This is a genomic window from Desulfofundulus sp. JL263-se (genome assembly GCF_056316025.1).
Window position 1 is genome coordinate 136036 of record NZ_CM149993.1, and the last position, 23304, is coordinate 159339.

The 23304-nt window shown below is 44.9% G+C and carries 27 protein-coding genes and 1 pseudogene; 24 read left to right on the plus strand and 4 right to left on the minus strand.

Annotation, left to right across the window (positions count from 1 at the left end):
- Positions 1–31: 31 nt before the first annotated feature.
- From cysC to ACX4JR_RS00855, 21 genes and pseudogenes are all read left to right on the plus strand, one after another.
- Complete coding sequence (cysC, locus tag ACX4JR_RS00755) at positions 32–637, plus strand: adenylyl-sulfate kinase (RefSeq protein ID WP_476059151.1); 606 nt, start codon at positions 32–34, stop codon at positions 635–637.
- A 94-nt stretch (positions 638–731) separates the two neighbouring features.
- Complete coding sequence (locus ACX4JR_RS00760; RefSeq protein ID WP_476059152.1) at positions 732–1700, plus strand: sulfotransferase family protein; 969 nt, start codon at positions 732–734, stop codon at positions 1698–1700.
- 92 nt (positions 1701–1792) lie between these two features.
- Complete coding sequence (locus ACX4JR_RS00765) at positions 1793–3127, plus strand: flippase (protein ID WP_476059153.1); 1335 nt, start codon at positions 1793–1795, stop codon at positions 3125–3127.
- Positions 3128–3406: 279 nt separating this feature from the next.
- Complete coding sequence (locus ACX4JR_RS00770) at positions 3407–4798, plus strand: O-antigen ligase family protein (RefSeq protein ID WP_476059154.1); 1392 nt, start codon at positions 3407–3409, stop codon at positions 4796–4798.
- Positions 4798–5985 carry a glycosyltransferase family 4 protein gene (locus ACX4JR_RS00775; protein ID WP_476059155.1) on the plus strand — a complete coding sequence of 396 codons (1188 nt, stop codon included), beginning with the start codon at positions 4798–4800 and terminating at the stop codon, positions 5983–5985. The genes ACX4JR_RS00770 and ACX4JR_RS00775 overlap by 1 nt, the downstream gene beginning before the upstream one ends.
- The gene (locus tag ACX4JR_RS00780) at positions 5982–7112 is read left to right on the plus strand and encodes a glycosyltransferase family 4 protein (RefSeq protein WP_476059156.1); all 1131 of its coding nucleotides are present in this window, start codon (positions 5982–5984) and stop codon (positions 7110–7112) included. Before ACX4JR_RS00775 ends, ACX4JR_RS00780 begins: the two co-directional genes overlap by 4 nt.
- A gap of 27 nt (positions 7113–7139) precedes the next feature.
- Positions 7140–8219 carry a non-hydrolyzing UDP-N-acetylglucosamine 2-epimerase gene (gene wecB, locus ACX4JR_RS00785; protein WP_476059157.1) on the plus strand — a complete coding sequence of 360 codons (1080 nt, stop codon included), beginning with the start codon at positions 7140–7142 and terminating at the stop codon, positions 8217–8219.
- Between the two features lie 31 nt (positions 8220–8250).
- On the plus strand, positions 8251–9501 hold the full coding sequence (locus tag ACX4JR_RS00790; protein ID WP_476059158.1) for a glycosyltransferase family 4 protein: 1251 nt from the start codon (positions 8251–8253) through the stop codon (positions 9499–9501).
- Between the two features lie 74 nt (positions 9502–9575).
- On the plus strand, positions 9576–10172 hold the full coding sequence (locus ACX4JR_RS00795) for a sugar transferase (RefSeq protein ID WP_476059159.1): 597 nt from the start codon (positions 9576–9578) through the stop codon (positions 10170–10172).
- 2 nt (positions 10173–10174) lie between these two features.
- On the plus strand, positions 10175–10852 hold the full coding sequence (locus ACX4JR_RS00800; protein WP_476060445.1) for an acetyltransferase: 678 nt from the start codon (positions 10175–10177) through the stop codon (positions 10850–10852).
- Positions 10853–10899: 47 nt separating this feature from the next.
- The gene (locus ACX4JR_RS00805) at positions 10900–12108 is read left to right on the plus strand and encodes a DegT/DnrJ/EryC1/StrS family aminotransferase (protein ID WP_476059160.1); all 1209 of its coding nucleotides are present in this window, start codon (positions 10900–10902) and stop codon (positions 12106–12108) included.
- A 159-nt stretch (positions 12109–12267) separates the two neighbouring features.
- The gene (locus ACX4JR_RS00810; protein ID WP_476059161.1) at positions 12268–14172 is read left to right on the plus strand and encodes a polysaccharide biosynthesis protein; all 1905 of its coding nucleotides are present in this window, start codon (positions 12268–12270) and stop codon (positions 14170–14172) included.
- 334 nt (positions 14173–14506) lie between these two features.
- On the plus strand, positions 14507–15748 hold the full coding sequence (locus ACX4JR_RS00815) for an HD domain-containing protein (protein ID WP_476059162.1): 1242 nt from the start codon (positions 14507–14509) through the stop codon (positions 15746–15748).
- Positions 15742–16278 carry a hypothetical protein gene (locus ACX4JR_RS00820; RefSeq protein WP_476059163.1) on the plus strand — a complete coding sequence of 179 codons (537 nt, stop codon included), beginning with the start codon at positions 15742–15744 and terminating at the stop codon, positions 16276–16278. Before ACX4JR_RS00815 ends, ACX4JR_RS00820 begins: the two co-directional genes overlap by 7 nt.
- Positions 16279–16350: 72 nt before the next feature.
- Positions 16351–16588, plus strand: a pseudogene (locus tag ACX4JR_RS00825) (polysaccharide biosynthesis protein); the annotation flags it as partial.
- A gap of 541 nt (positions 16589–17129) precedes the next feature.
- Entirely contained in the window at positions 17130–17495 is a 366-nt protein-coding gene (locus ACX4JR_RS00830) for a nucleotidyltransferase family protein (protein WP_476059164.1), read from the plus strand.
- Positions 17492–17671 (plus strand): hypothetical protein, encoded by a 180-nt coding sequence (locus ACX4JR_RS00835; RefSeq protein WP_476059165.1) that lies wholly within the window; start codon positions 17492–17494, stop codon positions 17669–17671. Before ACX4JR_RS00830 ends, ACX4JR_RS00835 begins: the two co-directional genes overlap by 4 nt.
- 13 nt (positions 17672–17684) lie before the next feature.
- Complete coding sequence (locus tag ACX4JR_RS00840; protein WP_476059166.1) at positions 17685–18590, plus strand: SDR family oxidoreductase; 906 nt, start codon at positions 17685–17687, stop codon at positions 18588–18590.
- 72 nt (positions 18591–18662) lie between these two features.
- Positions 18663–18890, plus strand: coding sequence for an AbrB/MazE/SpoVT family DNA-binding domain-containing protein (locus ACX4JR_RS00845; protein WP_476059167.1), 228 nt, complete (start codon positions 18663–18665; stop codon positions 18888–18890).
- A 68-nt stretch (positions 18891–18958) separates the two neighbouring features.
- Positions 18959–19411 carry a type VII toxin-antitoxin system HepT family RNase toxin gene (gene hepT / locus ACX4JR_RS00850; RefSeq protein ID WP_476059168.1) on the plus strand — a complete coding sequence of 151 codons (453 nt, stop codon included), beginning with the start codon at positions 18959–18961 and terminating at the stop codon, positions 19409–19411.
- Positions 19404–19835 (plus strand): nucleotidyltransferase domain-containing protein, encoded by a 432-nt coding sequence (locus tag ACX4JR_RS00855; protein WP_476059169.1) that lies wholly within the window; start codon positions 19404–19406, stop codon positions 19833–19835. The genes hepT and ACX4JR_RS00855 overlap by 8 nt, the downstream gene beginning before the upstream one ends.
- A 48-nt stretch (positions 19836–19883) precedes the next feature.
- On the opposite strand, the gene ACX4JR_RS00860 is transcribed toward ACX4JR_RS00855, so the two are convergent.
- Together ACX4JR_RS00860 and ACX4JR_RS00865 are read right to left on the minus strand one after the other, a co-directional pair.
- Positions 19884–20285, minus strand: coding sequence for a PIN domain-containing protein (locus tag ACX4JR_RS00860; protein ID WP_476059170.1), 402 nt, complete (start codon positions 20283–20285; stop codon positions 19884–19886).
- Positions 20278–20559 carry an AbrB/MazE/SpoVT family DNA-binding domain-containing protein gene (locus tag ACX4JR_RS00865; RefSeq protein ID WP_476059171.1) on the minus strand — a complete coding sequence of 94 codons (282 nt, stop codon included), beginning with the start codon at positions 20557–20559 and terminating at the stop codon, positions 20278–20280. Before ACX4JR_RS00865 ends, ACX4JR_RS00860 begins: the two co-directional genes overlap by 8 nt.
- 127 nt (positions 20560–20686) lie before the next feature.
- Here ACX4JR_RS00865 and ACX4JR_RS00870 point away from each other — a divergent pair, with 127 nt between their 5' ends.
- The 3 genes from ACX4JR_RS00870 to ACX4JR_RS00880 all read left to right on the plus strand — a co-directional run bounded on the left by ACX4JR_RS00870 (position 20687) and on the right by ACX4JR_RS00880 (position 22422).
- A complete protein-coding gene (locus ACX4JR_RS00870; RefSeq protein WP_476059172.1) occupies positions 20687–20941 on the plus strand; it encodes a hypothetical protein in 255 nt (84 codons plus the stop codon).
- A gap of 102 nt (positions 20942–21043) precedes the next feature.
- On the plus strand, positions 21044–21166 hold the full coding sequence (locus ACX4JR_RS00875; protein WP_476059173.1) for a hypothetical protein: 123 nt from the start codon (positions 21044–21046) through the stop codon (positions 21164–21166).
- Between the two features lie 191 nt (positions 21167–21357).
- The gene (locus ACX4JR_RS00880; protein WP_476059174.1) at positions 21358–22422 is read left to right on the plus strand and encodes a Wadjet anti-phage system protein JetD domain-containing protein; all 1065 of its coding nucleotides are present in this window, start codon (positions 21358–21360) and stop codon (positions 22420–22422) included.
- A gap of 33 nt (positions 22423–22455) precedes the next feature.
- Here ACX4JR_RS00880 and ACX4JR_RS00885 read toward each other — a convergent pair whose 3' ends face one another.
- Together ACX4JR_RS00885 and ACX4JR_RS00890 are read right to left on the minus strand one after the other, a co-directional pair.
- Positions 22456–23043, minus strand: coding sequence for a UbiD family decarboxylase (locus ACX4JR_RS00885; protein WP_476059175.1), 588 nt, complete (start codon positions 23041–23043; stop codon positions 22456–22458).
- On the minus strand, positions 23036–23266 hold the full coding sequence (locus tag ACX4JR_RS00890) for a hypothetical protein (RefSeq protein ID WP_476059176.1): 231 nt from the start codon (positions 23264–23266) through the stop codon (positions 23036–23038). Before ACX4JR_RS00890 ends, ACX4JR_RS00885 begins: the two co-directional genes overlap by 8 nt.
- Positions 23267–23304 lie beyond the last annotated feature (38 nt).

A 23304-nucleotide genomic window follows, 5' to 3' on the forward strand; every position in this document is an offset into this window, starting at 1 on the left:
GTAGGTTCAAGGGTTGAGGAGAGGGTTTAAATTGAAAAATTCAGTAAGCAAAAATTTAGTTTGGCAACCTTATTCCGTTACCAGGAAACTTAGACAACAATTAAAAAAACATAAGAGCTTTGTTATATGGTTTACCGGCCTGCCGGCATCCGGTAAATCCACCCTTTCCAATGCCCTGGAATGTAAGCTGCACGAAATGGGTATCCATACGTATCTTCTTGATGGCGATAACGTACGCCAAGGATTATGCAAAGACCTAGGTTTTAGCGAACAAGAACGCCGGGAAAACATCCGTCGTATAGCCGAAGTGGCTAAACTTTTTGTCGATGCGGGTATCGTCGTCATTACGGCTTTTATTTCACCCTACAGAGCCGATCGGGAGATGGCTCGCAGCTTATTTGCTCCAGGGGAGTTTATTGAAGTATATGTTAAATGCCCACTGTATGAATGTGAACGAAGGGATCCGAAAGGGCTATATCGTAAGGCACGCAGAGGGGAGATCAAAAACTTTACCGGCATATCGGCACCATATGAAGAACCGGTTAGTCCTGAAATCGCGGTGGAAACCCATCGAGATAGTGTTGAAAAGGCAATTGAATACATTATTAATTATCTTAAGGTCAAAGAATTTTTGTGACGTTTTATTTTACATATTAAGCTTATGTTTATATATTTATCAGATAGAGTTAAGTCCGAAAAATCTATTAACAAATTATTGCTTGGTGGTATTAATGAGTTTTAAGGTGCAAAAAGAATTATTTCCTGATTGGTTCTATATTATTTATGATAGATTTGACCTAATTAAATCGATTTTCCCTATGTACCGCGTATTCAATAAGCATTCTGGTTTGAGCTGCAATCCTTTTTTTATTATTGGTTCAGGTCGGTCTGGTAACACCTTGCTACGGGCAATTCTTACAGCTCACTCTGAGATTATAATTCCTCCCGAATCTTACGTGTTAGGAAATGTTATACGTAAATTCCGTACTTTGGCTTTCTTGCCTTGGAGAGAGTTAGTTAATATAACTTTAGCAGAGTTTCAATATCATCCACAGTTTTATAACTGGGAAATTGATTTAGCACCAGTACGTGAAAGGGCGTTAAGGTTGCCTCCATCACAAAAGACGTTAGCTAAAATAATTGATTTAATTTATTGCTATTATGCTGAAAGTAAAGGTAAATACATAAAGCGCTGGGGTGATAAAACACCTTTAAATACTTTTCATCTCGAAAGAATTAGAAAGGTTTTTCCTAGTGCACAATTTATTCATATTATCAGGGACGGACGGGATGTAGTAAGTTCGTATTTAGAAATGGGTCGATATTCCTCGGTTGAAGAAGCATGTAATAGATGGAAAGCTTCTATAAATGCTGCTCGAACATTTAGTAATAAATACTGCAACGAAGATAATTACTTGGAAATAAGATATGAGGATCTAGTTAATGATTCTTATAATATGATTAATAAAGTATGTAAATATCTTCAGATATCTTATGAACCGCAAATGCTTAAGTTTTATGAGTCTGTTAGTGAATTAGGTGATACTAGACAAGCTCATCATAAAAATTTGAGGAAACCGATTTCTTCTAAATCTATTGGACGGTGGGTCGAAAGGTTATCCCACAAGGAGCAAGTTCGAGTACAAAAGTTGCTGAAAAGGGATTTAATTGATCTAGGTTATATAACTGAAATAGACTGAAAATTAATAAAAACCTTTGTTGAGAGCTAAAATAGTAACGTCGTAATAGTATGGTTCGAGTGGATTAACAAATTTGCTAGTCGAGGGGTTATATGCACGGTCTCGGTTTACGTAATCTTTCTCTTAACATAGGTGGTACTTTTGTGCGCCAATTAATTGCGGTCGTACTAGGTGTGGGCTTGGTGGTGTTACTTGCACGTATTTTGGGACCGCAAGGTAATGGGACTTATGCTATGGCGATTTTATTACCTACACTACTTTCTACTTTTCTTAATCTCGGAATTGGACCCGCAAACGTTTACTATATAGGTCGTGGTGACGTATCGGTACGGCTTGCGTTTAAAGCTACTATTCAATTATGGGTTTTTTTGTGTATTTTTGCCACATTATTGGCTGTACCGGTTATCTGGTTGCATGGCGAGGTACTTTTTCCCGGTGTGCCAACTGCGCTCTTATGGATAGCGTTAATAATATTCCCTTTCGTATTGTTGCAGTCGTTACTTGTGAGTTTATTGCAGGGAGTTCAGGATTTTCGTCGATTTAACCTTGCTTCATTGATTATACCCGCAGGTACACTTTTATTTGCAATTATTGTAGTTTGGTTGTTCAATATGGGGGTTTTTGGTGCACTTTTGGCCTTTGGCCTTGGTCATATTCTTGGGTTGATAGTAACTTTACAATCTTTACGAGGGCACCTTGATGATGAAAATAACTTTGAAAAGACATCCGCGCAATATGCAAAGGATTGCATCGGTTATGGTTGGAAAGTGCATCTAAGCAACATATTTGCCTTTATTAATTATCGAGCAGACGTTTATTTGGTTAATTTGTTTCTTACGCCAGCGGCTACCGGTACTTATGTAATTGCTGTTCAAATTGCAGAGCGACTGTGGATGTTATCTCGGTCGGTTGGTACTGTTATTTTGCCCCGTTTATCCGAATTACATCAGGATGAGGAAAGTCGCCGGCGTTTGACACCTCTCGTCGGCCGCTTTGTTATACTGTTGACAATGATTGGAGCAGGTCTATTGGTTCTAGTTGCGGAGCCCTTGATTGATATTTTCTTCGGGAGAAAATATTTAAAAGCGGGTACGGCCTTGCTATGGCTATTACCAGGAATAGTCCTGGGTAGTCTCTCCCGCATATTGGCTAATGATCTTGCTGCACGGGGCCGCCCCGAATTGAATATGTACACAGCATTCTTAGCTATTTTGGTCAACATAATTGCGAATGTTATGCTAATTCCAAGATTAGGTATTAATGGTGCGGCTATAGCTACAACTCTAGCGTATTTCATAAATTTTCTTATTAAACTATGTTTATATGTACGTTTAAGTAAGAATGCTTGGTGGGAACCGATGCTTTTTACCCGTGGTGATTGGCAATTATTTTACCAAAGTATTAAGACTTTTCAAAAGTCAGGTTAAACTAAATGTTTATTTTAAGGATAGCTTTGATAACTTTTATTAGCGATTTTATAGCTGATGTATTTAAATCAAATCATTTTTAGCTTGGCTAAATAAAGAAGACCTATTTAACGTGCTAAAACGAAAATTGTAAAATTTCTTCAATTAAGATCGGAACCATCTTTTTGTCTAGATTCATTTGCAAAGCGAGGCGTAATGCATATACGTATGCTATACTTTCAATATTATTATTACTTTAAAAAGATAAAAGATAATCCGCTGGGTCTAACACTTATTTTTTTGTTAGGAGTTGTTGTTGGTTTAGTTGTAGCAAACATAGATGTACGAGTCTTGTCTGTAATTATTTGTTTAATATTATTATTTAGTACCTGCATATTTGTTAGAAAAGTTACCATTATAGAGAAGTCTCTTTTTTACATTACTGTTATCTCAGGGTTCATAGGTTCAAGTTTAATACTTGTTGATTTTGGATCATTTTCGCTTTTTCCCTATAGGATATTCATTTTGAGTTTGCTCATTCTGTTTTTATTACGCTTTCTTATGCAAGGCGGAAAATTAACTATCCAAAGTTTAAAACCAATTCGTGGTTATATTTATTTCTTTATTATCTGGCTAACTTATGCCGGATTTTCGTTAGGATGGGCCGCAAGTAAAGAAGCAGCATTTAAAGATATAACATTTCTTGGTTTAAATGTATTAATAGTCTTTTTTTTTCTGTATTATGTTAAAAAATTTAAAGACCTGAATTATATTTTTGTTATTTGGAATGTAATACTGGGATGTTTATTATTACTAGGCATATGGGAACACATGACTGGTTTACACCTTCCTGTTTCTGGTTTGTACAAGGAAACTAGAGCGCGGATTATGTTTATGCCAAGCGGTGTTTTTCGTAATCCTAATGATTTTGCTACCTATCTGGCTTTAAGCATTCCGTTTACACTGGCCATGTTTCGGTATGCTAAATGTTATCCTATCCGTCTTTTGGGACTGGCTATGGCTATAGGCAGCTTTTATTTAATTCTTGCGGCTGGTTCCAGAGCTAACCTTCTAGCAGTACTTTTGGGTATATGTTTTTTATTAGTTTTCCTTACTGATCTCAAAGATAAACTTAAAGCCGTTATTTTAGGCCTAATTTTTTTAATGGGTGTATCAGTTTGTATTTATGATTTAGTTTATCCTATTTACGTAGAGGTCACTACTCAACTTGAATCGCTTCGTTATCAGTTTGCAGAAGGCATAGGGTCTGTTGCTGTTCGCATTAACCTTATCCTTAACGGCTTACATTTCTTATACTCAACGGCTGGCTTTGGCGTTGGTGCTGGTAATGCAGAATACTATATGCAACATTATGCTCTTTATTCTACAGCTGGTATTTTAAATCCGCACAATTGGTGGCTGGAGCTTTTAATCAACTATGGAATTATTATCTTTGTTGGATATGTACTTATTTATCTATCATTAATATTTAATCTACTAAAGGCATTTCATAAATTAACTAATTCGCATGAAAAGATGATCTGTGAGGCTATTTTAGTTTCGTTGGTAAGCTTCTTTTTTGCCAGTATTAGCTCTAGTTCAATTATGGCATTTAAGCCCCAATGGTTCTTGTTTGGTTTTGCCTTAGCTTTTTTACAATACTATAGGGTTAAGCGGGTGGAAAACTACTAATGAGAGTATTGGCTATTTCTCATATGTACCCGTCAATATTTAATGAAGTAGCCGGTATTTTCGTGCACGAGCAAATTAAAGCCCTGGTAGCAAGGGGTGTTGAAGTCAGGGTTGTCTCTCCTGTGCCGTGGGCTCCATTTCCGATCGGCACATTAACCAAGAAGTGGCGAGCATATAATGCCATTCCCGACAAGGCTGATTGGGAAGGGGTCCCGGTTTACTACCCGCGCTACCTGGCTTTCCCTCGCTCTTGGCTGTTTGCATCTTCTGGCCAGCGGATGTACCGCGGGATTCAAAAGCTGGTTCAAGAAATCTATGCTGATTTTCAATTTGATTTGATTCATGCCCATGTTGCTCTGCCCGACGGCTATGCGGCCTTATTGTTGGCGAAAAAGTTTAAAGTGCCGGTGGTTGTTACGATCCACGGACAGGATCTACAGCAAACAATATATAAGAACAAATCTAGTAAAGATAAGGTCGTTACTGTAATTAACCAAAGCTCAAAAACCATATTGGTAAGTAGCAAACTAAAACGCATAGCTGAAGATATTGTGTGTTCAAATGATAAACTTATTGTTATACCTAATGGTATTGATAAGAACGGTTTAAACGGGTTTAACAATAGATTATTTAATTCAGAAAAAGTACTATTATTGAGTGTGTCTAACCTGATATATACGAAAGGCATAGACCTAAACCTAAAGGCTTTTGCTAGGTTAGTTAACAAGTATCTAAACTTACGTTATTGGATAATTGGTGATGGGCCTGATAAAAGGAAACTGCGACAATTGGCTCGTGACTTAGGGATAAGTTCTTGTGTTCGGTTCCTAGGGCGTCACCCACATAATAAAGTAATGGATTATATAGCTAAGTGTGATATTTTTAGTCTTCCAAGTTGGAAAGAGGGATTTGGGGTAGTATACTTGGAGGCTATGGCGCACGGTAAGCCTGTTATAGGATGTGAAGGAGAAGGTATAGAGGATTTCGTAGAAAATGGCCGTACTGGGCTTTTGGTCAAGCCACAGGATGTGGACAACCTCGTCAAGGCGTTAGACTTTCTATTATCGCATCCTGAAGAAGCACGGGCGATGGGAGAACGTGCTCGTAATAAGGTATTAAGTAGCTATACGTGGGACCAAAATGCAGCTAAAACTATCGAAATATATAAGGAAGTGCTAGGGAAATGACGGAAGCATATCCAAAAAAGAAGGTATGCATTATAACAACAGTTCATCCTTCTTTTGACACGCGCATTTTTCACAAACAAGCTAAGACTTTGGTGGATGCGGGTTATGATGTAACGCTCATAGCTCAGCACGATAAAGACGAGCTTGTTGACGGAGTAAAGATTGTTGCTTTACCGAAATCTAAGAATAGATTACAAAGAATGTTTCGTCTTACGCTAAAGGCTTTCCAGCTAGCACTTAAACAAGAGGCTGATATATACCATTTCCACGATCCGGAGTTAATAACAATTGGGATTTTGCTTCGGGCATTAGGTAAAAGGGTTGTTTATGATGTACACGAAGATGTACCTCGCCAGATACTTTCAAAGTATTGGATTGCTAAGCCAGTGCGATCTATCGTTGCACGGCTGGTTGAAAGCATAGAACATATGGGGGCAAAAGTTTTTGCAGCTATTGTGCCGGCTACGCCGAAAATTACCGAGCGTTTTTGTGAACAGAACAGAAATACAGTGGTAGTACAGAATTTCCCCTTGCTAAGTGAACTAAAAGTAAAGGGGAAACCTTTTGGTGAAAGGCCAAAGGCTGTTGCTTACGTAGGGGGCATAACTAAACTCCGTGGAATAAATGAAATGGTTCAAGCTATGGATTTATTACCCACGGAAGCAGATGCTCAGTTAATACTTGGCGGAAAGTTTACTCCAAAAGAATTAGAAAATGAAATTAAATCACTACCTGGTTGGCATCGGGTGGTTTTTAAGGGATGGCTTAATCGTCATCAAGTTGCGGAATTGTTGTCTAACGTTCGCATTGGTTTGGTTCTAATACATCCTGAGCTACGTTATCAAGTAAGCTATCCAGTTAAAATGTTTGAGTATATGTCAGCTGGTATACCGGTAATTGCGTCTAATTTTCCTTTATGGCGTGAAATTGTAGAGGGTAATAAATGTGGTCTTACGGTTGACCCGCTTGATCCTAACGAAATCGCAAAAGCTATTCAATACCTTCTGGACAGGCCGGAGTTGTGCGAAGAGATGGGGCGTAACGGGCGACGGGCTGTAGAGGAAAAGTATAATTGGGAAAGGGAACAAGAAAAGTTACTCAGTTTATACGACAAGTTACTAAACTAGTTGGTAACTTTATATGGAGGAATTAGTGTGAAAGTACTCACTGTTGTCGGCGCTCGTCCGCAGTTTATAAAGGTAGCGGTGGTATCGCGTGTATTAAGAAAAGACCATACTGAGATATTGGTTCATACCGGTCAACATTACGACCAAAACATGTCGGATATATTCTTTAAAGAACTGGAAATTCCTGAACCTGACTATAATTTGGGTATCGGTTCGGTAACCCACGGTGCGCAGACCGGGCGGATGCTGGAAGCTATCGAACGAGTGCTACTGAATGAAAAACCGGAGTTTGTGCTGGTTTACGGTGATACTAACTCTACCCTGGCAGGGGCATTGGCGGCAGTAAAGCTCCATATTCCCGTGGCTCATGTAGAAGCGGGTTTACGCTCGCATAACCGCAGGATGCCGGAGGAAATCAACCGGGTGCTTACCGACCACTCTGCGGACATGCTTTTTGCTCCCACGTTAACTGCCGTGGAAAATTTGCGCCGCGAGGGTATACCTGAAAATAAAATTTACCTGGTTGGCGATGTGATGTACGATGCAGCCCTTTATTACGGGACCAGAGCCGAGCAGATAAGCAATATTCTTGACAAACTTGAATTGGAAACTGGGAAATATATTTTGGCCACGGTACACCGGGCGGAAAATACGGATGACCCGGCAAGGTTAAGGGCTATTTTTGAAGGGCTGGCCCGGGCGGCCAGGGAACTGCCGATGGTTCTGCCCCTGCACCCGCGCACGCGGGCGGCATTAGAACAAGAAAAGCTTTTAGAAAAGGTTACGGACTATATCAAAGTTATTAAGCCCGTGGGATATTTGGACATGGTGATGCTGGAAAAAAACGCGCGGCTGGTTGCAACCGATTCCGGGGGGGTACAAAAGGAGGCTTTTTTCTACCGTGTACCCTGCGTGACTCTACGGGAAGAAACCGAATGGGTGGAACTGGTGGAGTTGGGCTGGAACCGGCTGGTACCCCCACTATCGCCTAGTGCAGTTGTTGAGGGTATCTATAGTGCTTTGGGGGCACCCCGGGGGTTAGAGGGCCAACCTTACGGCGATGGCCGCAGTGCAGAACGAATTGTACGGCATTTGTTTAATAAATAGTTACGGCTTATATTAGAAAGGGGTTATCCCTTTGGCAGGTAAGAATATCTGGATACTAAACCACTATGCCATCAGCCCGGATATGGCAGGCGGGACGCGGCATTATGACCTTGGTAGAGAACTCGTGAGAAAGGGCTTTGAAGTAACTATCTTCGCATCAGGATTTGATCACAATACAAAAAAATATGTTAAAGTTAAACCGACGCAGCGGTTTAGAGTTGAAGAGCATAACGGTGTGAATTTTGTCTGGTTGAACACCATACCTTACCATGGTAATGACTGGCGTAGGGTTTTAAATATGATTTCTTATGGTACTAGAGTATTAGGTGCCGCACGTGGATTCAAAAAACCGGATGTAATAATAGGTTCTTCTATGCACCCTGTTGCCGCCCTTGCCGGGTGGTGGTTAGCTAAAAAGTGTAAGGCCAGATTTGTTTTTGAAGTCAGGGATTTATGGCCCCAAACAGCAGTTGATATGGGCGCCATGAAGGCAACGAGTATACCAGCGCGAATGCTTTACGCCTGGGAGAAATTTATGTACCAGAAAGCGGAGAAAATAATTGTACTACTTCCTAATGCCAAAGAATATATTACGGGTCGTGGTATTGAACCGGATAAGATTGTTTGGATACCCAACGGGGTTGATCTGGAACGGTTCGATAATCCTGAACCCCTTGACCCGGCATCTGAAGCGGCCAAAGCTTTTGCCCAATGTAAAGATAAATTTAAAGTAGTTTATACAGGAGCGCATGGTACTGCTAATGGTTTGGAGGTTGTGATTGAAGCTGCTAAGTTACTATCTGAGATAATAAAAGATGTTCAATTTTTCTTAGTTGGCGATGGACCTGAAAAGAAAATATTAATGCAAGAAGCAAAACAGCGTTTCATTAATAATATTATTTTTTTGGAGCCCGTGCCTAAATCTCAACTGCCAAATCTATTGAAGCAATCGGATTTATTATTACATTGTTTGAAACCGTTAAATGTGTTTAAACACGGAATAAGCCCAAATAAAATATTTGATTATTTAGCTAGTAAAAAACCAATAATTATGGCTGTTGAGGCAGCTAACAATATTGTTCAAGAAGCTAAAGCTGGCATAATCGTAGAACCAGGAAATCCAAAAGCACTTGCTAAAGGTATTTTAGACTTATATCATATGAAACCGGCTGAGCGGCAACAGCTTGGGGCTAATGGACGAGCATATGTAGAAAAGTATTATAGTTCCAAGGTATTGGGAGAAACTTTGGCTAAGATATTGATGGAAAAGAAAGCAATATAAAAATAATTAGTTAATTCTATAATGATGTTAGAAACGGTGTATAAACTATGTTGATGCATACGCTAAAGAGAATAATGGATTTTGTAGGAGCATTGATAGGTCTTATCCTTTTTACCCCGGTGATTCTATTAATTGCTTTTTTAATCCGGTTAAATATGGGCCCCCCCGTGCTTTTCCGCCAGGTTCGTCCCGGCCTCCATGGTAAGCCCTTTGTTATGTATAAGTTTCGAACCATGAAGGATGAGCGGGACGAAAAGGGTAACCTATTACCTGATGAACTGCGTTTGACACGGTTGGGCCGTTTTCTTCGCAGCACTAGTTTGGACGAGCTGCCCGAGCTGTGGAACGTGCTAAAAGGAGATATGAGCCTGGTGGGGCCGCGGCCCCTTTTAATGGAGTATCTTGACCGCTATACCCCGGAACAGGCCCGCCGGCACGAGGTGAAGCCGGGAATTACAGGCTGGGCCCAGGTGAACGGGCGGAATGCTCTTACCTGGGAAGAAAAGTTCAAGCTGGATGTATGGTATGTAGATAACTGGAGCATTTGGCTGGATATAAAAATATTGTGGTTAACTTTATTAAAGGTTTTCAAGCGCGAGGGTATAAGCGCCCGGGGACACGCCACTATGCCGGAATTTAAGGGTTATGAAAGGCATGAATATAAGGCTTGAAGGTGATATTGTTGAAAAAATTGGTTATCATAGGTGCCGGGGGCTTTGCCAGGGAAGCGGCCTGGCTGGTACAGGACATAAATAATGTAAAAAAAGAATGGGATTTAGTAGGCTTTATAGATGAAAATCCGGATAACCACGGCAAAGTTTTGAACGGTGTACCGGTTCTGGGTGATTTTGACTTTTTTTATAATCATAATTTCAACGGACCTATTTATGCCGTATGTGCCGTAGGAAACCCGCGCAGCAAAATAAGGTTGATTAAAAAGGCCGGGGAATGGGGTTTTAGATTTGCAAACTTAATTCACCCTTCGGTTAAAATGTCTCAATATGTGGAGATGGGTGTCGGGAATATAATTTGCGCGGGGAATATTATTACAGCCAATGTTTCTATTGGTAATCATATAGGTATTAACCCGGGGTGTGGTATTGGGCATGATGTTGTTATAAGTGATTATAGCACGATCCTGTGGAACGTTAATTTATCAGGCAATGTCCGGGTAGGAACCGGTTGTGAAATTGGAACGAAAACTGTTGTTATCCAGGGTATTGCCATTGGCGAATGGTCCACCATAGGTGCCGGAGCCGTGGTGGTTCGGGACATACCTCCTTATTGTACAGCTGTGGGGGTTCCGGCCAAGCCTATTAAGTTTCACGATGAGAAGAGCTTTTTTGCTTGAATTGGCTTCATCTACCGGTGGCTAAAGTTGACGGGAGTGGTTTCATAGTGACTTTACTTGCCATCGACGGGGGGAAACCCGTTCGCACAAAGCCTTTTGTGCCGTGGCCTTATTTCGAAGAGGATGAAATTGAAGCGGCTTCTGCGGTGTTGAAGTCCGGAAAGGTGAACTACTGGACCGGGGAAGAGGGGCGGTTATTTGAGCAGGAATTTGCAGCCTTTACCGGCTGCAAATATGCCGTTGCGGTGGCCAACGGGACGGTGGCCCTTGAGCTGGCCCTTTATGCTTTGGGAGTCGGCCCGGGAGATGAAGTTATCGTGCCGTGCCGGACTTTTATCGCTTCGGCGAGCTGTGCGGTCATGCGGGGAGCAGTTCCGGTTATGGCCGATGTTGACCCGGTGAGCCAGAATATAACCGCCGGGACTATCAGGGAGGTTATCACGCCCAGGACGAAAGCGATTATTTGTGTTCACCTGGCCGGCTGGCCCTGTGACATGGACCCCATTTTGGAACTGGCGCGGGAAAAGGGGCTTTTTGTTATTGAGGACTGTGCCCAGGCCCACGGCGCTACTTACAAGGGGCGCCCGGTGGGATCCATGGGTGATGCCGCCGCCTTTTCTTTTTGCCAGGATAAGATTATGACCACGGGCGGCGAGGGCGGGATGCTGACTACCAACAGTAGGGAAGTCTGGGAAAGGGCCTGGAGCTTTAAAGACCACGGTAAAAGCTACGAGGCCGTTTATCACCGTCAGCATCCTCCGGGCTTTCGCTGGCTCCACGAGTCATTTGGCACCAACTGGCGCCTGACCGAAATGCAGTCGGCCATCGGCCGGGTTGTGTTGAGGAAGCTGCCGGGCTGGGTGGAAATACGGAGGAGAAACGCCGCCATTCTTACGCAGCGTTTCTCCAAAATCCCTGCCCTTCGGATTACGGAGCCCCCGGAAGAGGTCGGCCACGCCTATTATAAATATTATGTTTTTATCCGGCCCGAGAGATTAAAGGAAGGTTGGAACAGGGACCGGGTTATGACTGCCGTATGCGCCGAGGGGATCCCGTGTTTCAGCGGGAGTTGCAGCGAGATTTACCTGGAGAAGGCCTTTGAAAAGGAGGGGCTGCGCCCGCCAAAGCGGCTGAAGGTGGCAAAGGAACTGGGGGAGACTTCCCTGATGTTCTTGGTGCACCCCACCCTTTCCGAACAGGATATGGACGATACCTGCCTTGCGGTGGAAAAGGTGCTGCGTGCTGCTGTGCGGTAACGGGAGTTGTACTGGATTGATTTTGTTAAAGTTTGATTGAAAGCAGGAGCCTCTTTATATTTTTTAAATATTTCCTCTCCTGGGAGGAAAAACAAGACTCCTGTCGAAAGATTAACCTGTAAATGGTAGTTTTTGTTGATACGGCAGGGGGAGTTGTCTTTGAAAGTCCGCAAACGAGCCTTGGCCTTAATGGTTATTGATTCCGTTTTGATAAACCTGGCTTTAATGGCGGCTCTATGGCTGCGCTTTGACGGAAAAATTCCGCCGCAGTACGTAGATTCTTATAGGGATTTGGCACCGTTTTTCACGGCTGTTTACCTGGGGTCATTTTATGTATTCGGCCTGTACAGGCGGCTGTGGCAGTATGCCAGCCTGGGGGAATTAATGTCCATAGTTTATTCCGTTACCCTGGGAACTGTATTAAACATCAGCATGACTTATTTTTCGATGCAGGGCAGCAGCTATCCCCTGCCGCGCAGTGTGTTTGTACTTTTGTGGATGGCGTTGATACTATTCATAGGCGGTTCCCGCCTTTCCTGGCGATTGTTCAGGGACAATCACCTGGCTAACGGCAGGCTGCGGGCCGGGAAGCCCGTATTGATAGTAGGGGCCGGGGACGCCGGGGCGGCCGTGGCCCGGGAGCTTAACAAGCATAATGTTGACCACAGCGTTCCCGTGGGCTATGTGGATGACGACCGGTCCAAACAGGGGCTGGAAATGTTCGGCCTGAAGGTGCTGGGTACCAGGGAAGATATCCCCCGCCTGGTGGAAGAATACGGCATCCAGGAGATTATCATTGCCATTCCTTCCGCTCCCAAGCGGGTTATCAGGGAAATCGTGGAAGTGTGTCAAGAGACTCCCGCCCGCTTAAAAATACTTCCCGGCATTTATGAATTAATTGACGGGAGTGTTACCATTAACCAGATCCGGGAGGTCCGGGTGGAAGATATCCTGGGGCGGGACCCGGTGGAGGTAGACCTGGAATCCATGGCCGGCTATCTTAAAGGCAGGACGGTGCTGGTAACGGGGGCCGGGGGCTCCATCGGCTCGGAGCTGTGCCGCCAGGTGGCCCAGTTCCAGCCGGAAGCCCTGGTACTGCTGGGGCACGGGGAAAACAGCATTTATGAAATACATAAGGAGCTTAGCAATGCATATCCCGAACTGGAGCTCAAGCCGGTAATTTGTGATGTAAAGGATAAAAGCGCCGTGTCCCGGGTGTTCCGGGCCTACAGGCCCCGGGTGGTTTTCCATGCCGCCGCCCACAAACACGTGCCGCTCATGGAATTTAACCCGGCGGAGGCCGTAAAAAATAATATCCTGGGCACATATTGCATTGCTTCCCTGGCGGATAAGTATAAAGCGGAAAGGTTTATATTGATATCCACGGATAAGGCTATTAATCCCACCAGTATTATGGGTGCCACCAAGCGGGTGGCGGAAATGGTTATCCAGCAGATCGGCAGAGGCAGCCGGACCAGGTTTGCCGCGGTCCGGTTCGGCAATGTGCTGGGGAGCCGGGGCAGCGTGGTGCCCCTATTTAAAGAACAGATTGCCAGGGGCGGCCCGGTGACGGTCACCCACCCTGACATGATTCGCTATTTCATGACCATTCCCGAGGCGGTTCAGCTGGTAATCCAGGCGGGTGCCCTGGCCAGAGGCGGGGAAGTCTTTGTTCTGGACATGGGAGAGCCCGTTAAAATACTGGACCTGGCCAGGAACATGATTCGCTTGTCCGGATTTATCCCCGGGGAGGATATTGAAATTGTATTTACCGGCATTCGCCCCGGGGAAAAGCTTTATGAAGAAGTGCTCACCGATAGTGAGAGGACAAATGTTACCAGGCACGACAAAATTTATATCGCGGAAGTGGACAGGCCGGATAAAAGCAAGTTGAATAATTTGTTGAAAATTATAACGGAACCCGGCTGGTCCGCGGGCGAAAGGGAAACTGTCCGTCTCTTGCAAAGTGTCGTCCCGGAGTTCCGGGGACAGGAAGTTTCCGGAGTTGAGCAGGAAGAGGAATATCGCGAAGAGAAGCCTGCCAGTGTAGCTGCGGTGCATTAAAGGGGCAGGCTGTTTTTTTAGGATTATTTTGCAAAGTTATTCTCTGGTTTACTGCTTCAGGAAGAAAAGTTTATGGAACTCCACAAAATTGAACTTGGTGTTTCTCCGGCCTTTTTGTTTATAAGGACCGGTTTTTTCTTTCATTTGATTTACGCAGGGAGAAAAATATTTGCTTTGTTTGTGCAGGAAATTTTAACCTCACGTCGAATATATGTTCTCATATAATCTATGGTTAAAACTGATAGCTGGTTCAAACAGCGCCCTGGCGGCCCTGAGAAGGTACCAATAAGTATGAGGCGTGTTTCTGTCGCGGAAGGGGGGTTGTTAAATTAACATGGTTAAAGATTATCGTGATCCCCTTTATGGGTTTATCACCGTAAACGAGTATGAGCAGATGATTATTGATAGCTATTATTTTCAGCGATTGCGGAACATTAACCAATTGGGAACCACTTTTTGGGTATATCCCAGTGCCATGCATACGAGATTTGAGCACTCCCTGGGTACTCTTTTTATAATGGATAAAATACTAGAAGTTCTTTTATCCAGGTACAAGGATGTTTTAGGTTGGACAAATGATGAAATAGAATATTACAAGGGATTGGCACGGTTGGCTGGTCTCTTACATGATTTAGGTCATCCCCCCTTTTCGCACGCGGCAGAGGCTCTTTTCCCTGATAATCTGGAACATGAGGATTATACTTTTAATATTATTACATGTACTGAATTGGCAAGGATTATCGACAAATATTTAGGTGAAGGCTCGTCTAGCACAGTGGCTGATATAGCCATTGGTAAAGCTAAAGAAAGGAACGCTGCTTTTCTATCGGAATTGTTAACGGGGGATTTTGGTGCTGACCGAATCGATTACCTCATCAGGGACTCGTATCATTTGGGGGTTGAATATGGTCGTTTTGATGTCCACCGGCTTTTGAATACGCTTCTCATTCAACAAAATCAGGAGAAGAATGGCCCGGAACTGCTTTTAGAAAGTGGTGGCATTCATACGGTGGAAGGGTTTCTTCTGGCACGTTATTTTATGTTTTTAGATGTTTATTTTCATAAAACAAGGAGGATATTGGATCGCCATCTCGTAGAGTTTTTACAAGAAACCTTAGATGGTGGGTGTTATCCACTGGATATTGAGGAGTATCATAAGTGGGACGATCATAAAGTCTGGTCGCTGCTGGCTGAGCGAAGCGAACGCCAGGCTGCCCGCAGGTTATTAAATCGTGAACATTTTCGGCTTGCCTTTGAAACTGAGGATCATCCAGAGCCTGCGGAATTGGTAAAATTTGATTGGCTTAAGGAAAAGGTAACTAACGAGTTTGGGTCAGATCGAGTTCGATTTGATGAAGCGACTAAAGCACCTTATTCTTACGATCGCCCGCCAATATTTGTGCTACACCGGGGTGAATGCGTACCGCTAAAGGTGAAGTCTACCTTGGCCCAGTATCTTAAACGAATTGAAAAGTGTCGCGTTTATGCGGAACCAGCTATCAGAGCAGAGGTGGAAGAATTTTGTAAGAGCTTTTGGAAAGAGAAGGAATTTATAAGGGGTGGAAAGAAGTGGTAAATAAAAGGTTAAAGCGCCTGGGGGTTATAGCCTGGGCCGTGTATGTGGGTGAACAGGAAGGAATTAACACCGGCCATACTCTATTGCAAAAGTTAATATACCTTTTACAAGAGGGAAAAGGTATAGACCTCGACTATAAATACAAGATGTATTACTATGGCCCCTATTGTGAAAATGTATGGGCAGACCTTAATTACCTTGAAGATGTAAAAGCAATTACTATTGAAGCTAATCCCACCGGCTTTGGTTACCGGATTTATCCTAAAAATGCGATTAAGTCACTGTTGGACTTTGCAGACAATGAAACGAGGAAAAAAGTATCTGAGTTGTTACAATTTCTAGGTCACCGGCCGGTACGTGAACTGGAGTGCCTGGCTACCGCTCTTTACGTGTACAAAGAGTTAAGTGGTGCACACAATCGTGAACTTTTGGGGATAGTAGTGAAAAGGGTACGTACTTTAAAACCTCATTTAAGTAGCAAAGAAGTAGAGGATGCTATTAATGTTTTGAAGGAATATGGTTTGCTGTAAGCCGGGGTTCTCCAGGCTACTGCGGCGTCCAGTTTGCCGGCTATGAAGACGGCCCCTTCAATAAATTCTTGGGTAATTCGATATTTCATGACTATTCCCGAGGCGGTCCAACTGGTAATCCAGGCGGGGGCCCTGGCCAGGGGCGGGGAAGTCTTTGTTCTGGACATGGGAGAGCCCATTAAAATACTGGACCTGGCCAGGAACATGATTCGCTTGTCCGGATTTATCCCCGGGGAGGATATTGAAATTGTATTTACCGGCATTCGCCCCGGGGAAAAGCTTTATGAAGAAGTGCTCACCGATAGTGAGAGGACAAATGTTACCAGGCACGACAAAATTTATATCGCGGAAGTGGACAGGCCGGATAAAAGCAAGTTGAATAATTTGTTGAAAATTATAACGGAACCCGGCTGGTCCGCGGGCGAAAGGGAAACTGTCCGTCTCTTGCAAAGTGTCGTCCCGGAGTTCCGGGGACAGGAAGTTTCCGGAGTTGAGCAGGAAGAGGAATATCGCGAAGAGAAGCCTGCCAGTGTAGCTGCGGTACATTAAGGGGGCAGGCTGTTTTTTTAATAAAAAAAGAAGGGTAAGTTATCAAATGAACATTCTGGTAACGGGAGCGGCCCGGGGTGGTTATTCACCAGGCTGCCCAGGCCAGCGTGCCCCGGAGTTTTCTGGGGGAAATTTTCCAAGTTAAGTTCTACTTATAAAGAGATAATTATTCCGTGGAAAAATTCCCCCAAAATAAAAGACCCCGGTCTTGACGCCGGATGATCGAAAAGTATTGACCCTCCTGAGAAATTAATAATAAAACAGGAAAATGGTGGATAAACTGGGATAAGGAGGGATTGGGTATGCTTACGCCCGAACAAATTTCCAAGTACCGGGCCGGCTGGCGGGAATATAGGAAACAAAAGGAACAACAAGTGGAGGGACGATACAGGCAGGCCATGAACCGGGTTTCGCGGGCCGCCGGCCATCTTAAACGAAAATACCGCTGTAAAGTTTTTCTTTTTGGCTCACTGCTCCGCAAAGACAAGTTTATGGAGCATTCAGACATAGACATTGCGATTTCCGGCTTGGACAGCCGGGTAAATTTTTGGCAGCTGTATTCGGAAGTAATGGATATTTTAGCGCCGTTTGACTTTGACCTGGTGGAACTGGAAAAAATCAACCCGGAAGTACGGGCATATATCCTGAAAGAGGGGGTGGAATTATGACCCCGAATCTAACTTTGTTGGAAGTCCGGGTGCGAAAAGAACTTTTATTCCCCGCCCCTTTAAGGGTGAGGTTCCCCTTTAAAAGTGGTCGGTTTTATAATTTGCGGATGTCCAAAACAGGTTTAAGCGGCCTGCGTTTGGTTTTCCTCTACACTGCTGCCGAAAAGGACAAATAGGGGTCTGGGGTCAATGCGGGTACTGGTAACGGGAGGGGCCGGGTTCATAGGCTCCCATGTCGTGGATGCTTTGCTGGCCGGGGGGTTTAGGGTTTGCGTCCTGGACAACCTGTCCACCGGCAAGCTGGAGAACCTGAACCCCGGGGTGAACTTTTACCACGGGGATTTGAGAGATAAAGAATTGCTGCGGGAAATAATGGAGCGGGAGCGGCCCGGGGTGGTTATTCACCAGGCCGCCCAGGCCAGCGTGCCCCGGAGTTTGAAGGACCCCGGCCGCGACGCCGGGATCAACGTGTTGGGCAGCATCAGTCTTCTGGAGGCCTGCCGGCAGTACGGGGTGCGGAAGGTAATTTACGCCTCCAGCGCCGCCGTGTACGGCAATCCGAAATACCTGCCTCTGGATGAGGGACATCCCGCGGAGCTGCTTTCCCCCTACGGCATTAGCAAGTATACCGTTGAACATTATCTCAAGGTCTACAAATCCCTTTACGGCCTTGATTTTACCGTGCTCCGTTATGCCAATGTTTACGGCCCGCGGCAGGATGCCGCCGGGGAGGGCGGCGTGGTGGCTGTTTTTGCCGATAGGCTTTTAAAAGGCATGCAGCCCGAAATATACGGGGACGGGGAGCAGACCCGGGATTTTGTCTATGTGAAGGATGTGGCGGCCGCCAATGTTGCCGCCCTGGACAGGGCGGGCGGGGAGGTACTGAATATCAGCACCGGGGTGGCTACTTCAGTGAATGAACTCCTTAGTATTATGAAAGAAATTGCCGGGAGTTCTATAAAGGCCCGCTGCTGTCCCGAGAGGCCGGGGGATATAAGGCACAGCTACCTGGATAACAGCCGGGCGAGGAAATTGCTGGGCTGGAGACCGCGTTTCGGATTGAGGGAAGGGTTGAAGGAAACCATGGGGTGTTGAATGGGAACAGGAGGTACCATTTTAAAATTAAAGAACAGATACATACTATGTATAAATAAAGAGGTGATATCTATGCATGTTACCAGGTGGGGAAATAGCCTGGGAATTCGTATTCCTGTGACTTTAGCTAAAAAGATAGGTGTGACTGAAGGCACTCCTATTGATTTTAAGATAGAAAATGATGCTATCATAATTCGCCGCAAGCGTTATGATTTAGAAACGCTTCTGGCTCAGATTACCCCCAAAAACTTGCATAAGGAAATAAGTGCCGGGAACCCGGCTGGGCGTGAAATATGGTAGATACAACTTCTGATTGTTCAACCCGCATCTGCTGGTGTAAAATGGAACAAAAATGTGAGGTAGGGCCGATGCAATACCGCAAGCTGAATATTGCCAGGATCCGGGAAAAAGTGAGTGATATCCGGGAAGCACTTACCATGTTACGCCAATATGCGAATATGAGTGACGAAACTTTTTTGAGCAACAAGGAGGCAGTCCTTGCGGCACGTTATTCATTTATTGTAATGGTGGAGGCAGCCATGAACATTGCCAATCATTTCTGTGCTAGGCTGCTCGATAAAGCTCCTTCCACCTATGCGGAGGCATTCCTGTTGCTCGGCCAGGAAGGCGTTATGGATAGCCAACTGGCGCGGAAATTGGCTGACATGGCAAGGTTTCGCAATCTACTGGTCCACGGTTACGGCAAAGTTGACGATAGGAAAATGCTTGGGAGCATGCGGCAGGAACTCTCGGACGTGGATGCTTTTTTGCGCGAGGTAGCCCGTATAGTTTCCGCACAGGAGGATGAAAGTGGTGATTGACAAACAAGACTGTACTTACACTGTGAAGGCCCGTGAAAGGGAAAGGATTATTAACAAGATAACCCCGGCACTGCAGGGAATGAAGGGGATAAGGTTTGCCTTCTTACACGGTTCGTTTGCCGAAAACCGTCCTTTTCACGATATTGATGTTGCCGTTTATTTTGATACAAACGTTTCGGCTGAAGACAGAATGGCAATCTGTATGAGACTAAGTACGCAGTTAACTGCCGATTTACAGCTTCCCGTTGATATTAACGAATTGAACGGAGCTTCTCCGAGTTTCGCTTACCATGCCTCATGTGGGGAGATACTGTTTTGCCGCGATTTGGAAGAAGTCTACGAGTATAAAGAGCACGTTTGGATCACATATATGGATTTCTATCCCTTTCTCAAGCAGAACCTGTTGGATTTGTTGGAAGTATAACAAGGGTCAGGCTTTACATTTGGGGGAAATTTTTCAAGTTAAGTTCGTTTATTGATCACGGGGCACGTCAAAAACGACCAGTCCCTTTATCACGCGAAAATGCTTGATGTTTCGTGTAACCAGGTGTGCTTCATAAATTACAGCTGTACCGGCAATAATGGCATCAGAGGGGGTCAGGCCATGGTGGCGGTAATGTCTTAACAAAGTTCCCGCTTGCCGCGCAATGGGCGGGGTAACGGGGATAACTTTAAATAAGTCCAATAATTCCGCTACCTTTTTTTCCACTGTAATGTTCTCCATGCTTTTGCCGGCATATAATTCCATTACCGTAACAGTGGATATAAGGGCTGAAACTTTGCCGTTAAATATACTTTCCAGGAACTCTGTTGCCGGCGGGTACCCGCGGAGGTGGTCAATTAATACGCTGGTGTCCAGGAGCAGTTTAGTCAATTTTTAGCACCTGCCACCTTTTGTCATCTTGTTTTCTTAGTTGCTCCACAAAGTCTTTTCCGGTTTCGTGGTCCTCATCCCAGATTGCGGAAGTTTGGTGTAAAACTTCTATTGCTCTTGCCGGATCGCTGTTATCCTTTTCCTGCTTGGGAAAAATTAATGCTCCTTTTTCCGTAGCTTCAATCTTTATGAGGTCACCGGCTTTTATACCCAGCTTTTTCCGAATCATTACGGGCAGGGTGATTTGCCCTTTGGAAGAAATGCGCGATTCCATTATTCCACCTCTTTAATCTTTACCTTACTTTACTTTCTTTACTATACCAGCAAAGCAAGAATAAATCAAGAGTTTGTAAAAACAGGGCCGGGTTATAATGAGAATTCAGGTAAAGGCTGCAAACCCTATGTTTGGATTAAAAAAAGAGGAAGAAAAAGTTGACGATAGGAAAATGCTTGGGAGCATGCGGCAGGAACTCTCGGACGTGGATGCTTTTTTGCGCCAAGACAACCCCGGCACTGCAGGGAATGAAAGGGATAAGGTTTGCCTTCTTGCACGGTTCGTTTGCCGAAAACTATATGGATTTCTATCCCTTTCTCAAGCAGAATCTGTTGGATTTGTTGGAAGTATAACAAGGGTCAGGCTTCAATTTGTTTTTTAAAGGGCCGTACTTAAAAAAACTTGACAACAGAAACCCCGGTCAGTAAGATGTGATCTTACCGGCCTTTATACAACAGAATAGGGGAAAGGAGGCGATGCAGCAGTGGCGGCAACAGAAAAATTTATCCGCTGGGTGAAACATTACCTTGAAGAGCCGTTCTACAAGGCTGAAGTTGCACGTGCGGAACTCCTTTCCGGAAAAATTCCCCGAGAAAAACTGTTCTAACAGCTTCTCCTCCTCTCCCTTCCGTCCGGTTGCCTGCAGCCGGACGATACTTATTTTGGAATATTTTCAAAATTTGCAAAATACCATATAGGCCTGCCCTACAAGCGGAACCGTCGAAGTATCAGCCGGTAATAAAAAACATAGCGATAGTGAAGAAACCAGGGCTCCTTTTTTATCAAGAGGAGCCTTTTTTGCGAATCCGACAGCTTTCGCAGCGCCGGCACGGGTTTGACGCTGGGGCCTTCATGGATTACTATAGGGAAAAACAAGCTGAACAAGTATACTTTGCAGGTTTTTTGGATAAAAAAGCGAAATATACTGGAAATTGCCTCGGGGAGAAATTCAGCATGCGGCTTTTTGACATTATCCCGGAAAAGCTGTTCAGCGTTTTTGTCAGCCCGCTTAAAGAAGATTACGCGGCCATATTGTTCAAAATATACGAGCAGTACCTTCTGACCCGCGCCGCCGCCCTGTTTAAGGTTTTAAGGGAAGCGGGGCGGCTCGGGGAAGAAATCCCCCGGCGCGTTTTCAGCCAGCGGGTGCTGGGCTCCACCAAGGCTTTCGATGCGGTGGCCGGCGCGGTGGCCCGGGCGGCGGCAGACTTCCACCCCCGGTTTCGGGGAGCGGGCACAAGGGCGGAAACAGGGGAAATCCTGGCTGAACTGGGGATAGTGGACAACCCCCAGCATATTTTTATCAGCGGCCGGCTGCAATTTACCGCAGGCGGCAAGTTAATTGACACTCCCGATTTTCACCCGGACCTGGGCATTTCCACGGAAATGGGCGGGAAAATGCGAATTTCCGCCGTTCCGGTGGATTACGTCATTACCATAGAAAACCTGGCGGCGTTTTATAATTTTATAAAGGGTAATACAGATAATTTTCTTGCCGTTTACCTGGGGGGTTATCACAACTCCCTGCGCCGCAATTTTCTGCTCAAGATCAAGGAGTTCGTGGACAATACCGGGCAAGCCACCCCGTTTTACCACTGGGGGGATATAGACTACGGGGGCTTTAGCATTTTTGTCCACCTGCGGGACAACTGTCTGCCCCAATTGCAGCCTCTTTTCATGGAGGTAGCGACTTTGAAAAAATACCGGGAATTTTGCATCCCTTTCAACGACCGGTACGCCAGAAAACTCCGCCGGCTGCTGGCAGACGAAAAATACCGGGTCTTTCACCCGGTAATATCATATATGCTTCAGGAGGGCATTCGGCTGGAACAGGAGTGCGTGGAACCTGTACTTCCCAAATGATTCCCGGGGAACTACCTAAGTAAAAAGTTAAGGCTATTTATCCGTATTTTTAAGATATACCCGGCTTTGTTGCCATGCGTTTTCTAAAACGTCCTCCACTTGTGCGTTTTCGGCGGCCTTTCGGAGATATTTTCTATCTATTTCGTCTTTATGAAGGGCGAGGAGTTTTGCCGCCCATTGGGCATCGGCAGTACTATTCCAAACTTTCGCCGCTGCCAGGCGGTCAATCACCAGGTCCTCGACGCTTATTATATGGGCTTCCATGCCGTTTATTTCAATTGTAACGATTTTATCCATGGAGCCTGCGAGGAATTCATCGGGGATTTCCAGAGCGATGTCTAATTCTTCGTGGTACCAGTGCCGTTCCCCGGGATGTCTGGAAAAGCCCATATTCTCCAGTACGGTTTTGGCGTGCATCCTGCCGTTAACTACCAGGTCTATGTCCTTGGTGGTATAGCCACCAAGCGTGTAAAATTCCAATGCTCGCCCGCCTACCAAAACTGGTTTAATTCCTTTTGGTTCCAGAGCTTTTGTTAAAACCGCCAGTACCATTAAACATTTTTTTAAAGGATCTTTTTCCCGTGCTGCAGCTTGAAGCTGTTTCTTTAACTGCTCATCCATTCCAGCGGTACCTCCGCGGCCCGATTTTTTCTATAATGCCGGAGGCCAGGGCTTTCTGCCAGCGCCGCCGGTCCAGCAAAAAAAGAATGAAATCTTCCGTTTGGTCCCGCGGCCTGCGGGAGCGGGTAGGTGGGGTTGCCTTATTCGCCCAGCGGGTGTAAAGGCGCAGCGATTTTTTTTGCAACTTATTTATGTAATCATCGTACTTTATCCTTTTCGTCACTGCCAGAACCTCATTTTACAATAAAATATAACTTTTAA